Annotated in this window: 12 protein-coding genes; all 12 read right to left on the bottom strand. The window is 69.3% G+C overall.

What is annotated here, in order from left to right; all coding sequences use genetic code 11:
* Positions 1 to 19 precede the first annotated feature (19 nt).
* Positions 20 to 1,126, bottom strand: coding sequence for a porin (locus G369_RS0101125; RefSeq protein WP_019652130.1), 1,107 nt, complete (start codon positions 1,124 to 1,126; stop codon positions 20 to 22).
* Positions 1,127 to 1,170: 44 nt separating this feature from the next.
* Positions 1,171 to 2,139 carry a PDR/VanB family oxidoreductase gene (locus G369_RS0101120; protein ID WP_019652129.1) on the bottom strand — a complete coding sequence of 323 codons (969 nt, stop codon included), beginning with the start codon at positions 2,137 to 2,139 and terminating at the stop codon, positions 1,171 to 1,173.
* Positions 2,140 to 2,158: 19 nt separating this feature from the next.
* Positions 2,159 to 3,214, bottom strand: coding sequence for a Rieske 2Fe-2S domain-containing protein (locus tag G369_RS0101115; protein ID WP_019652128.1), 1,056 nt, complete (start codon positions 3,212 to 3,214; stop codon positions 2,159 to 2,161).
* Between the two features lie 18 nt (positions 3,215 to 3,232).
* Positions 3,233 to 3,457, bottom strand: coding sequence for a recombinase-like helix-turn-helix domain-containing protein (locus tag G369_RS0101110; RefSeq protein WP_019652127.1), 225 nt, complete (start codon positions 3,455 to 3,457; stop codon positions 3,233 to 3,235).
* Positions 3,458 to 3,491: 34 nt separating this feature from the next.
* Complete coding sequence (locus G369_RS0101105) at positions 3,492 to 4,655, bottom strand: FAD-dependent monooxygenase (protein WP_019652126.1); 1,164 nt, start codon at positions 4,653 to 4,655, stop codon at positions 3,492 to 3,494.
* Between the two features lie 28 nt (positions 4,656 to 4,683).
* Positions 4,684 to 5,679 carry a Bug family tripartite tricarboxylate transporter substrate binding protein gene (locus G369_RS0101100; protein ID WP_020722903.1) on the bottom strand — a complete coding sequence of 332 codons (996 nt, stop codon included), beginning with the start codon at positions 5,677 to 5,679 and terminating at the stop codon, positions 4,684 to 4,686.
* Positions 5,680 to 5,696: 17 nt separating this feature from the next.
* Positions 5,697 to 6,668: a VOC family protein gene (locus G369_RS0101095; protein WP_019652124.1), complete on the bottom strand. Its 972-nt coding sequence runs from the start codon at positions 6,666 to 6,668 to the stop codon at positions 5,697 to 5,699.
* Positions 6,669 to 6,818: 150 nt separating this feature from the next.
* The gene (locus tag G369_RS0101090) at positions 6,819 to 8,297 is read right to left on the bottom strand and encodes an aldehyde dehydrogenase (protein WP_019652123.1); all 1,479 of its coding nucleotides are present in this window, start codon (positions 8,295 to 8,297) and stop codon (positions 6,819 to 6,821) included.
* Between the two features lie 14 nt (positions 8,298 to 8,311).
* Positions 8,312 to 9,115, bottom strand: coding sequence for an aspartate dehydrogenase (locus G369_RS0101085; RefSeq protein WP_019652122.1), 804 nt, complete (start codon positions 9,113 to 9,115; stop codon positions 8,312 to 8,314).
* A gap of 14 nt (positions 9,116 to 9,129) precedes the next feature.
* Positions 9,130 to 10,830, bottom strand: coding sequence for a thiamine pyrophosphate-binding protein (locus G369_RS0101080; RefSeq protein ID WP_019652121.1), 1,701 nt, complete (start codon positions 10,828 to 10,830; stop codon positions 9,130 to 9,132).
* A complete protein-coding gene (locus G369_RS0101075) occupies positions 10,823 to 11,659 on the bottom strand; it encodes an SDR family oxidoreductase (protein ID WP_019652120.1) in 837 nt (278 codons plus the stop codon). Before G369_RS0101075 ends, G369_RS0101080 begins: the two co-directional genes overlap by 8 nt.
* Positions 11,660 to 11,669: 10 nt before the next feature.
* Positions 11,670 to 12,515 (bottom strand): IclR family transcriptional regulator, encoded by an 846-nt coding sequence (locus G369_RS0101070; protein ID WP_019652119.1) that lies wholly within the window; start codon positions 12,513 to 12,515, stop codon positions 11,670 to 11,672.
* Positions 12,516 to 12,549: the final 34 nt, after the last annotated feature.

Raw genomic sequence — 12,549 nt, 5'->3', positions numbered from 1 at the left:
GGTGAAGGTGATGGGGCGCCTAGAACATGTGACGCATGCCGAACTCGGTGCCGCTGGAGGCACGGTTCGGCGCGGTGATCGCGCCCGAGAGGGCCTGCGACGCACCGTTGCTGTTGCTGATGCGCGCGATGGTGGCGTAGAGCGCCGTGCGCTTCGAAAGGTTGTGCACGTAGCCGATGGCCAGCTTCGACGATGTGGGCTTCAGCAGCGCACCGCCCGGCTCCAGCCGGTAGCGCGCATACGAGGCCTTGATCTCGCCCGGCCCGATGGGCAGCTGGAAGCCGACGAGCACGCCCTTGGCATCGGTGCTGCCCTTCGACTCCCTGTACAGCTCGCTCGTGAGCTTGAGGTTCATGAGCGAGGCATCGAAGGTGTAGGAGGCGCCGAGGTTGGTCACGCGCAGGTCGCCGCTCGCGTAGCGGGTACGGCCGGTGGCCAGCGCGATGTTGAGCCCGCCGCCCTGGTAGCCCAAGCGTGCGCCGGTGTGGTCGCCGTCATGCCTGTTCGACACCTGCGTGCCTGGCAGCACCGAGTTCGAGTCGTTCTCGCCCATGGCGTACATCACCTGGCCGTAGAAGCCGCCGAGGTCGGCCGGCAGCAGGTAGCCGATGCTGTTCGACGCGCGCGTGCCGGTGGGCGCGACCAGGCCGCCGAGGCCCGAGAAGTAGATCTGGTTGGCTCCGATGCCGCCGCCCGTGCCGAAGGGGTCGAAGATGGCGGTGTTCCAGAAGGCGGGCACGTAGTCGCGGCCCAGCCGCACTTCGCCGAAGGGGCCCGCGAGGCTCACTGTGGAGCGGCGGTTGAAGCTCAGCACGCCGGCCGGGCCGTTGCCGCTGGCCTGGTTGTTGGAGTTCGAGGGAAAGCCCTGCGCGCTGTCGTTCTGCAGGCCCATCTCGAGCCAGAAGTTGGCCGAGTAGCCGCCGCCCAGGTCTTCGGTGCCGCGAAAGCCAAGGCGGCTGAACATGTTGCCGCTGTTGGTCAGCTGCGTCTTGCCGGCCGAACCGGGGCCGCTGCCCCTGGTGTAGGTGACGGCCGCATCGACCACGCCGAAGAGCGTGAGGGAAGACTGGGCCAGCGCTCCGCCAGCCCCGCTGGCCGCAGCCAGCGCGATCAGGTACTTTTTCATTGAGTTGTCCCGGGTGGTTTTCTTCTGTCGGCCGGTGGCCCCGTTCAGATGTCGAGCACCAGCCGCGCGCCCTTGCAGCGCGAGACGCAGATCATCATGGTCTTGTTCGACGCACGTTCGATCTTGGTGAGGATGCCGTCGTGGTGGTCGACCTCGCCTTCGAGCACGGCCGTCTCGCAGGCGCCGCACACGCCTTCCTTGCAGCTGTGGTCGGGGTTGAGGCCGGCATCGATCAGGCTGTCGAGGATCGACTTGCCCGCCGGCACCTCCACGCTCTTGCCGCTCCTGGCGCACTCCACCACGCATGCCTGCGAGGCGGCGCCCGCCTCCACCTGCACGGCGGCGAAGCGCTCGATGTGCGCATTGGCGTAGCCCAGCTGCTCGCAGCTCTTCTCGAAGGCATCGAGCATCGGCGTGGGGCCGCAGCAGTAGTAGTGGCTGGCGGCGCCCTTGCCGAACAGCAGCTCGGCGAGGTTCGGCGGGGCGCCCTTCTCGTCGTCGAAATGCCAGGTGAGCTGCACCGACTTCTCTTTCGCGAGCGCCTCGATGGCGTCGCAGAAGGCGGCCTCCTTGCGGGTGCGGGCGCAGTAGACGATCTCCACCGGCTTGCCGATGGCCACCAGCCGCTGCAGCATGCACCAGATGGGCGTGACGCCGATGCCGCCGGCCACGAGCACCGAGCGCTCGGCGCCCTCCTCCAGCCGGAAGTTGTTGCGCGGCGCCGAGATGGGCAGCGTCATGCCCACGCGCAGCTGCTGGTGCACGTAGCGCGAGCCGCCGCGGCTCTTGCGGTCGTTGAGCACGCCCACCACGTAGCGCTGGCGGTCGCTCGACGGATTGCACAGCGAGTAGCTGCGCACCAGCCCGTTGGGCAGGTGCAGGTCGATGTGGGAGCCGGCCTCGAAGGCGGGGAAGTCCACCGCGGGCGTGGCCGGCCGGAACTCGACGCTCACGATGCCTTCGGCCTCGTATCGCATGGTGTGCACGAGGGCGTTGAGCGTTGGGGAAGACATGGCGAAGCTCTCTCCCCCGTCAGGCCGTGGCGGCTTCGCCTGCCTCGGCCAGTTGCGCAACGGCCAGGTTGCGCATGTGGCGGCGCAGGCGGACGATGCCCAGGTCGTGCTGATACAGGTTCTCGTGCTGGTTGGCGTCGGGCTCCATCTCTTCCAGCATCACGCGGTCCTGCTCCAGCACATGCCAGTGGCGCGCCTCCAGGCGGTTGCGGTACAGGAAGCGCCAGGTGTCGCGCTGCCAGCCCGGCTGCAGCTTGCGCACGCGCCAGAAGAAGGTCGCCGTCATGCCCTTCACGATGGGCGAGAAGGCGCCGATGATGATGAAGTTGCCGCCGGGGCCGCCGGTCTTCGGGTACGGGATTTCGAGGCGCATCCAGTGGATGCCGGTGTCGGCCCACTCGGTCCAGTCGAAGTTGACGTTGCGCTGGCCTTCCTTCTCGAAGACGAAGCCGGTGTCGGTCTGGCGGATGCCGAACTTGGCGCTCGAATCGCCCTCGGCCATCGAATGCGACTGCTTGTGCAGGTAGGTGCCGTGCATCGGGTCCATCACGTTGTCGAGCACGTAGCGGTAGTCGCCCTTCCACTCGGTGTAGCAGAGGAAGCTGCTGTACTCGGCATCGTCGGTCAGCTGCTCGGGCAGCACCAGCGGCGGCGGCACGTCGACCGGCTCCTTCGAGTTGTAGAGGAACACCGCGCCGGCGCGCTCCTGCACGTGGAAGTGCATCGTGGCCTTCGAGCCCTCGAGCTTGCAGCCGGGGCTGCCGGGCACGCGCGTGACGACGCCGTCGTGGCGCACTTCCACGCCGTGGTAGGGGCACGAGAGCCGGTCGCCCAGCACCACGCCCTGCGACAGCGGCGCGCCGCGGTGCGGGCAGCGGTCTTCCAGCGCATGCAGCACGCCTTCGCCGTCGCGCCACAGCGCGATCTTGCGGCCGAGGCGGCGCAGGGAGATCGGGTTCTCCTTGATGAAGTGCGAGGGGCAGATCGGGTACCAGAGGTCCTTCAGGCCGATCTCGAGCAGATGGTCGACCGGGTCCGCTGCAGCGTTGCCGGCGGGTTGGATGGCGATGGTCATGATGTTCCTTTCCCTCTCTCAGGCCGCCAGCGCGGCCATTTCCTTGCGGTAGAGCTCTTCGGTCCACTGCTGGCCGCCCGGCGTGGCGAGGCCGCTGTCGTTCAGGCGCTGCACCAGGCCCGGCAGGTCGTGGATGCCATCTGCGAAGGCGCGCTCGATCACGTCGCCCAGCAGGTCTTCGTAGGTGGTCGCGGGGCGCCGGCGCGCCTGGTGCGGTTGCAGGTAGCGGTCTTGGGTTTGCATCGTGGGCCTCCGTAGGGCGGAATGAATTGAAGATTCAGGCGGCGGCCGCCATGGCCGGGGTCGCTAGCGGCACGGCCCAGGCGTCGTAGCCGTAGACCCAGTCCGCGTTGCCGCCTTCGCGCAGCCAGTTGTTGCCGCGCGAGCCGAGCTGGACCTGGCTGGCCCGCTCGATGCGCGCGGTCTCGAAGCCCTGCAGCGCGGCAGGCAAGTCGGCCATGGCTACGCCTTCGAGATGGCGCGACAGCACCACAGCGTCCTCGATGGCCATGCCCGCGCCCTGCGCCATGAAGGGCAGCATCGGGTGCGCGGCATCGCCCAGCAGCGCCATGCGGCCCTTGGTCCAGGCGGGCATCGGGTCGCGTTCATATAGCGCGGTCTTGAGCACCGTGTCGCAGGCGTCGAGCAAGGCGCGCGCCTCGGGGTGGTAGGCCACGTACTGCTCGCGCAGTTCCTCGACGCTGCCGGGCGCGGTCCACGATTCGAGGTGCCAGCTGTCCTGCGGCGTGGTCGCGAAGATGAAGACGTCCTTGCCCCGGTTCAGCGGGAAGGTGACGATCTGGCTCTGCGGATTCGGGCCCCACCACTTGGTGAAGGCGCCCAGGTTGGGCACGCCGGCCACGCGCTTGGCCGGCACCACGGCACGGTAGGCCACGATGCCGGTGAAGCGCGGGCTCTCGGCGCCGAACATCGCGGTGCGCACGCACGAGTGGATGCCGTCCGCGCCGATCAGTGCGCCGACGCGTGCATCGGTGCCGTCCGCGAACGAGAGGCTCACGCCCCTTTCATCGGCGGCGATCTTCTCGGCCCGCTTGCCGAGCGCGACGCGCTCGTTCGGGAACATGTCGGCCAGCGCCGCCAGCAGGTCGGCGCGGTGGATGGTGAGCTGCGGCGCGCCGTAGCGCTGCTCGGCGGTGTCGGCCATCTCCAGGCGCGAAGTCTCCTCGCCGGTGTCGTAGGTGCGGCTGATGCGGTGCGAGGGGCGCGCCGCCGTGACGCGGGCCGCCTCGCCCACGCCCAGGCCGTCGAGGGCGCGCACGGCATTGGGCGTGAGGTTGATGTCGGCGCCGACGCGGGCGAACTGCTTCGCCTGCTCGAACACGACCACGTCGTGGCCTGCGCGGCGCAGCGCGATGGCCGCGACGAGCCCGCCGATGCCCGCGCCGACGATGCCGATGGTGGATTCGCTGGTGGTCTTCATGAGACTTTGCCTTCGTTCCTGCGCCGGCTCACTCGGCAACGATGTTGCGGGCCTTGATGATCTTGGCCCACACGGCCGTCTCGTCGCGGATGTAGGCGGCGAACTCGGCCGGCTTCATGGCCGCGTCGGTCATGCCCTGCAGCTTCAGGCGCTCGCGCACGTCGGGCTTGGAGAGCATCTCGGCCGCGTCCTTGGCGAGTTGCTCGACCACGGCGGGCGGCGTACCCTTGGGCGCCATCAGGCCGTACCACGAGGTCACGGTCACGCCCTGGATGCCCTGCTCCGCCAGCGTGGGGATGTCGGGCGCCGCGGCGCTGCGCTTCGCCTCGGTCACGCCGATGGCGACCAGCTTGCCGTTCTTCAGGAAGGGCAGCGTCGCCGGCAGGTTGCTGAACATCAGCGGCACGGTGCCGCCGAGCACGTCGTTGAGCGCGGGCGCCGTGCCCTTGTAGGGCACGTGCAGCATGTCGATGCCGGCCTGCTGCTTGAAGAGCTCGCCCGCCAGGTGCAGGCCGCTGCCCACGCCGGGCGAGGCATACGAGAGCGTGCCGGGCTTGGCCTTGGCCTGAGCGACCAGGTCCTTCGCGTTCCTGATGCCCGATTCGGGCGATGCCACCAGCACGTTGGGCGCCTTCGCGAGCATGGTGACCGGCACGAAGTCCTTCGCCATGCCGAAGGGGAAGTTGGGCATCAGCGTCGGGTTGATGGTGACGTTGCCCGCCGGTATCACCAGCAGCGTGTGGCCGTCGCCCTTGGCGCGCTTGACCTTGTCCATGCCGATGTTGCCGGCCGCGCCCACCTGGTTGTCGACCACCGCCGCCTGGCCGTAGCGCTTGGCCAGGCCGTCGGAGAGCACGCGGGCCAGCGTATCGACCGGCCCGCCCGGCGGGAACGGCGAGATGATGGTGAAGCGCTCGCTCGAGAGCTGCTTCTGCGCCTCGCTCTGCTGCGCGTGCACGGGCGCGGCGAGCGTGAAGGCCGCGACTGCGGCGAACAGGACGGAAAGAGAGAAACGTCGTTGCATGTCGGTGGTCGGGTGAGTCATTTCTTTTCGGTGATGAAGGCGCCCTTGGGCCCTTCGGCGTTCTTCTGGCGGCGCGTGTTGCCATCGAGGCCGCCGTCCACTGCCCATTCGGCGAAGACCGTGGGGCCAGGCTCGAACTCGCGCGGCTGCCAGTCGGCGGTGAGCTGGTCTTCGTCGGCGTAGTACTCGATGAGGCCGCCCGCCGGGTTCTTGAAGTACCAGAAGTACGCCGAAGACACCGGATGGCGGCCCGGGCCGAGCTGGGTTTCCCAGCCGCAACGCGAGAAGTGCAGCCCGCCGCCGAACACCTCGTGGATGTCGCGCACGGTGAAGGCCACGTGGTTCAGCCCGCGCTTGCCCGAGGGGATCTGCAGCAGGAACAGGTCGTGGTGGCCGCCTTCGGCCGCGCAGCGCATGAAGGCGCCGCGGTTGGGGTAGCTGTCGGAGGCCACGAAGCCGAAGCGATCGGCATAGAAGGCGCCGGTGGCCTTCACGTCGCTCACGAAGAACACGACATGGCCGACCTCGATGGGCGTGGCGCGTTCGTAGACGGGCGCCGGCTGGTTGATGCGCAGCTTCGCGTTCCAGGTGTTCATGGCGCCGCAGTCGACCTGCACCGCGTGCTTGCGGCTGACCTGCAGTCGCACGGCCAGGCCGTTGGGGTCGATGCAGCCGATGTGGCGCGCGCCGTCCACCGTGTCGTCGAAGAACGCCGGGTCTCGCGCGATGGCGGCGGCGTAGCGGTCGAGATCGGCTTCGCTTTCCACGCCCCACACCACTTCGCGCAGCGTCGGGCCTTCCTCCATCGCGGGCGGCAGGCCCGGCTTGTCCAGTGCCGCGACCACCACCTTGCAGCCGTTCAAGCACTCGAAGACGAGTTCGTCGGCGGCCTCCGACTTCAGGGAAAGGCCCCAGTCCTGGAAGAACCGGCGGCAGGCGGGCAGGTCGTCCGCGCCGTAGGTGATCTGGTCGATGCCAAGTACGCTCATTTCAATCTTTCTTTCATGCCGAGCGGCACACGCGCGGCACCGAACATCTCGTTCCAGGAATACCGCGGAACCGGCTTTGCCGGGCCGCAGGTATCGCCCCCCGCAAGGGGGTTGGCGCAGCGACACGAAGTGCGCGAAGCCCGGGGGTTTTCATGGTGCTGCCCAAGGCAGAGGCTGGTCATTGGTGCCCCAGTAAATGCTCTTCTGCTCCATGTACTGGAAGATGCCTTCGCGGCCCTTCTCACGGCCCAGGCCGCTGTCGCGCCAGCCGCCGAAGGGCGTGGACACCGAGAACTGCTTGTAGGTGTTGACCCAGACCGTGCCGGCCTGCACCGCGCGCCCCAGCTTCCAGGCACGCTTGAAGTCGCGGCTCCACACGCCGGCCGCCAGTGCGTAGACGCTGTCGTTGGCCTGCGCGATCAGTTCTTCCTCGCTGTCGAAGGGCATGGCCACCAGCACCGGGCCGAAGATTTCTTCCTGGCTGATGCGGGCGCCGTTTGTCAGGCCCTCGATGATGGTCGGCTTGTAGAAGTAGCCGCGGTCATAGCCGTCGCCATGCGGGCGTACGCCGCCCGTGCGAATCCTGCCGCCTTCGGAAACGCCGAGCTCCACGTAGCGCTCGATGCCCTCGCGGTGCTTCGCGGTGATGAGCGGACCCATCTGCGTGCGCTCCGAAGCCGGATCGCCCACGCGCAGCGCGTTGGCGCCTTCGGCCAGCCGGGTGAGGAACTCGTCGTAGATGCCGCGCGCCACGAACAGGCGCGAGCCCGCGATGCACGACTCGCCCGACGAGCTGAAGATGCCGTAGAGCACGCCGTTCACCGCGTGGTCGAGATCGGCATCGTCCAGCACCATGGTCGGCGACTTGCCGCCGAGCTCCAGCGACACCGGCATCATCTTGTCGGCCGCGATGTGGGCGATGTGCCTGCCGGTGGTGGTGCCGCCGGTGAACGACACGCGCTTGACCAGCGGATGCTTGGTGATCGCGTCGCCGATCACCGAGCCCCTGCCCGGCAGCACGCTGACGATGCCCTTGGGCACGCCGGCCTTCTCGCAGATGCGCGCCAGCTCCAGCGCCATCAGCGGCGTGACCTCGGCGGGCTTCACGACCACGGCGTTGCCCGCGGCCAGCGCGGGCGCCAGCTTCTGCGCCTCGCTGGCGACGGGCGAGTTCCACGGCGTGATGGCGGCGACCACGCCCATGGGCTCGTGCACGCTCATGGTCACGAAGGCGCCGCGAGACGGCGTGATGGTTTCCTCCAGCGTCTCCAGCGCTGCCGCGAAGAACTGGAAGGTGCCCGCGGCGCTGGCCACGAGGTTGCGGGTCTCGTTGATCGGCTTGCCGTTGTCCAGGCGCTGCTTCTGCGCGAGCGATTCGGCCTCTTCGCGGATCAGCTGCGCCACGCGGTGCAGCACGGCCGCGCGCTCGTGGGGCAGGCGCTGCGCCCAGCCACTGGTGCGGAAGGCGCGGTCTGCGCCCGCGATGGCCTCCTCGACGTCGGCCAGGCTCGCGGCCCGCAGGCGCGCGATGGGCTCGCCGGTGGCCGGATAGAGGCTTTCGTAGACGTCGCCGCCACCCAGGCGCCATTCGCCGGCGATGCAGATCGGAAGGAGTTCGGAGGAGATCATGGAAGACGGCGGATTCAGATGGCGAGCGCGGCCACGCGGTTGCGCAGCGCGCGCACGGCGCTGTAGACGGTGAGCGCGGATGTCTTGGGGTTGGCCGCCAACGGCTTGTTGCGCATGGTCAGCTCGAAGCTGCCGAAGGCGCCCTCGGCCTCGACGGTGTGCACGTTCTCGGCGGTGGCCGGGTCGGCGATGAGGCGCACCATCGTCCTGTCGAGCCCAAGCCCCGCGAGCGAGACGGTGGCCGCGACGTTGGCGTTCTTCGGATAGAGCAAGGCCGCTTCGCGCGCGCTGCCTTCGAAGATCACGGTTTCATGCGCCAGCGCGCCCAGGTCGCGGCCCTGCTCGGCCGGCGTGCCCTTCCAGGCCAGCGGCGGCTTGCGGCCGGTGTAGCGCACGCTGTCGAGGCCGCCAATGCGGGCGGCAGCGAGCGCGTCGATCGCGCCGATGGCGCCCGGAATCAGCTGCACCTGCGTGCTGCCGGCAACCGCCGCGGCTTCGAGCTTCTCGGCAAGGCCAGTGGCCGACAGCGCGCCGACCGAGGCGACCACGCAGGGCAGGCCTCGCGCCAGCGCGGGCAGCACGTGCTGCTCGATGGCGGCATGGCCTGCGGTCTCGACCATGAGGTCGATGCCGTCGGCGGGCACCGCGCTGCCCACCTGCGCGTCGGGTGCAGCCTTCTGCGCAGCGGCGATGGCGTCGGCGGGCACGACGACAGCCACCACCTTCAGCGCGGGATCGCCGTGGAGCAGTTCGAGCACCGAGGTGCCGATCGCTCCGCAGCCGACGAGTGCGATCCGCGTGGGCGTTGGCGTTGGCATGGAACGGCCTTCCCTCACTTGCCCACCGTGCCGAGCGCCGGGATCTGCGTGACCGTGTTGGTCGGCGGGCCGGCGAAGGTGGTCTTGAAGCTGCCGATCGAGAGCATGTCGATCTCAAGCAGGAACGGGCCCTCGGCCGCCAGCGCCTCGCCGATGCGGGCGGGCAGCTCGGCCAGGTCGTGCACGCGGGCATGCGGCAGCGCGATCGACTTGCACAGCAGGTCGTAGTCGGGCGTGTGCAGCTCGGCGTAGCACTGGCGGCCGCCGTACTGCGCGTCCTGGATGTTCTTGATGACGCCGTAGCTCTTGTCGTTCATGAGCACGATCACCATCGGCGCCTTCTCCTGCACCATGCAGGCCAGCTCGCCCAGGTTCAGGATGAAGCCGCCGTCGCCGGCCAGGCAGAAGGTCTTGCGGCCCGATCCCGTCACTGCCGCGCCGATGGCCGCGCCGATGGCCATCGGCATGCCCTGGCCGATGCCGCCGCCCGTGGCGTGCACGCCGGCGCTCGGTTCGAAGACGCGCAGCTCGCGGTTGCCCCAGGTGCTGTTGGAGACGGTCACGTCGCGCACCCAGTTGAAGTTGCGCCCGGCCGCCGACTGGAGCTGGCGCACGAGTTCGGCGTACGGGCCGAGGCCGTCGCGCAGCCCCGCAACCGCCTGGTCGTGCGCGGCGCGCAGGTCGACCAGCAGTTGCGGGTCGGCCTTGTACCTGGCGGCTTCGAGGCGGTCGGCCAGGCCTTCGAGGGCCAGCGCGGAATCGCCGCAGACGAAGGCTTCGGACGCGTAGCAGCGGCCTTCGGCGGCGGCGTCGACGTCGATGCGGTATAGCGGGCGGGGCAGCTTCAGCTCGTACTTGAGCGTCTCGTTGCCGCGCAGGCGCGAACCGACCACGAGCATCGCGTCGCAGGTCTGGTAGAGGGCCTCGACCGGCTTCTGGATGTTGTAGGCGCCGAGCGAACCGGCGTCGTCCTCGGGCACCGTGCCGCGGCCCTGCGTCGTCGTGACGACACCGAAGCCGAGTTTCTGCAGGCGCTGGATGGAGGCGCGGGCATGGCGGGCACCGCCGCCGACCCACAGCATCGGGCGCCTTGCAACGGCGAGGCGCGCGGCCAGCGCGTCGAGTGCGGCGGCCGACGGCACGGCGCGCTCGACGGGCAGCGGCGACAGGTCGTCCGGCATCGTGGTCAGCGCCGACTGGATGTCGATCGGGATCTCGACGCTTACCGGGCCGGTCGGCGCCGTCAGCGCGAGCTGCACCGCGCGCTTGAGCGTGCCGAGCACCGTCTCGACGCTGCGCACGCGCAGCGCGGCCTTCGACACGGCCTTGAGCATGGTGAGCTGGTCGGGCGCCTCGTGGATGTACGACATGCCCTTGTCGAGGTACGGCGTCTCGATCTGCCCGGTGATGTGCAGCAGCGGCGCGCCGGCCGTCAGGGCCTCGACCATGCTGCCCGCGATGTTGCCCGCGGCAGGCCCGGTGCTGGTGATGCACACGCCCAGGCTGGCGGTGGATCGCGCGTAGGCGTCGGCCATGTTGCCCGCGCCGGCTTCTCCGCGCGCCGAGATGAAACGCACCGTGCCGCGCTGCGCGAAGGCATCGAGGATCGGCATGTTGTGGATCGAGATCACGCCGAAGGCCGCCTTGACGCCGCACTGTTCGAGAAAGGCAGCGACGACGGCGCCGACGGTGACGGTGTTGTTGGGGTTATGCATGGCGTGACAGGCCTCCGGAAATGTCGATGTGGCTGCCCGTCGTGTACGACGCGAGGGGCGAAGCGAGGAAAAGGATCGCGCGCGCGGCTTCGGTCGGAAGCCCCAGGCGACCCAGCGGGATGTGCTTGTTCTTCGCGAGCTGGCCGCTCCAGGCGGCCCAGTCGAGCGACTTGTCTTCGCGCGCCTCGAAGCGGCGGCGCCACTGGCCCGACTCCACCAGGCCGATCAGGATGCCGTTGACGCGCACGCCCTGCGGCGCGAATTCGGTCGCCATGGAGCGCACGAGGTTCAGCAGGCCGGCGCGCGCGGCCGAGGTGGCGACCATGTGCGGCTCGGGCTGGCGCGCCAGCAGCGAGTTGGCGCAGACGATGGCGGCATCGCCCAGCACCGCACGTTGTGCCGCGAGCTGCGGCAGGAAGGCGCGCGTGGGGTTGATGACGGAGAAGAATTTCAGGTTCAGCTCTTCGGTCCAGGCCTCGTCGTCGGTGTTCGCGAAAGTCGAAACCCTGCCCTGCCCCGCGTTGTTGACCAGCATCGAGGCCGGGCCGAGCGCGGCTTCGCTGGCGGCGGCGAAGGCGCGCACCGAGGAGGCATCGAGCACGTCGCAAGGCTGAGCGAAGAGCTTCGCGCCCGGGAACTGACTGCGCAGGCCGGCCACGGCGCCGTCGAGCCGCTCGGCATTGCGGCCGCACAGCGCGACGGCGGCGCCGCAGCCCAGCAGCAGCTCGACGGTGGCCAGGCCGATGCCCGACGAACCGCCCGTGACCACGGCCACGCGGCCGGCCAGCGCATCGGCGGCGAAGAAGGAAGGAAGAGCCTGGTCTGTCATGGTTTCAGGGTCATGCGGAGCGCAGCGGCACCACCTTGGCGGTGCGCGCGGGCGAGTAATTGAGCAGGCCGGAGATCTCGTCGGCCGTGCCGCGCACGCGCTGCACCATCTCGTCGATGCGGCTTTCCTCGATGTGGCTGGCGGTGACGGTGGCGCCCAGGGCGGCGACGATGTGGCCGCTGTGGTCGCGCACCGGCGCGGCGATGCTGGAGATGTTCGATTCGAAGAAGCCCTCGCCCAGCACGTAGCCGCGCTGGCGGTCGGCCTGCACCATGTCGAAGAGTTCGTTCACGGTCTTGGGCGTGCTCGGCGAGAAGGTCTCGAGCTTGTCTTCGGGGTAGAGCGCGCGCAGCTGCGGCAACGTGAGGTCTTCGAGCAGGATGCGGCCCAGCACCGTGGCATGGGCCGGCAGCCGCGTGCCCACGGTGACCGAGCTCGCGAAGGGCGTGGGCGGCGCGACCTTGGCGACGTAGACGATGGAGCGGCCGTCGCGCACCACCAGGTTGCAGGGTGTGCGCAGCTCATCGCACAGGCGGTTGAGCAGCGGCGTGCCCAGCTGGGTGAGCTCCAGCGAGGCGAGGTATTCGAAGCCCAGGCGCAGCACGGCCAGGCCCAGGCGGTAGTCGCGACCGCCCTCGGTGCGCTCGAGAAAACCCATGTTCTCCAGCGTGGTGAGCAGGCGGAAGACGGTCGAGCGCGGCAGGTCGAAGCGGCGCGCCAGTTCAGGCGCCGAGAGCGTGCGGCTTTCGCGGCTGAACTCGCACAGCACGCGCAGTCCGCGCTCCAGCGCGGGCACGTTGTAGCGGTCGGCGCCCTCTTCAATCGCTTCGTTGCCGTCGTTGTTGTTGTTGGCCATGCCAGTGGTTCCTTCCTCGGATGTCTCTGTGTGA

The organism is Variovorax atrisoli 110B, from assembly GCF_000382045.1.
GTDB classification, from domain to species: Bacteria; Pseudomonadota; Gammaproteobacteria; order Burkholderiales; family Burkholderiaceae_C; genus Variovorax; species Variovorax atrisoli.
Note: the sequence above shows the minus strand (reverse complement) of the source record. Positions and strands in the feature narration are given on the sequence as shown.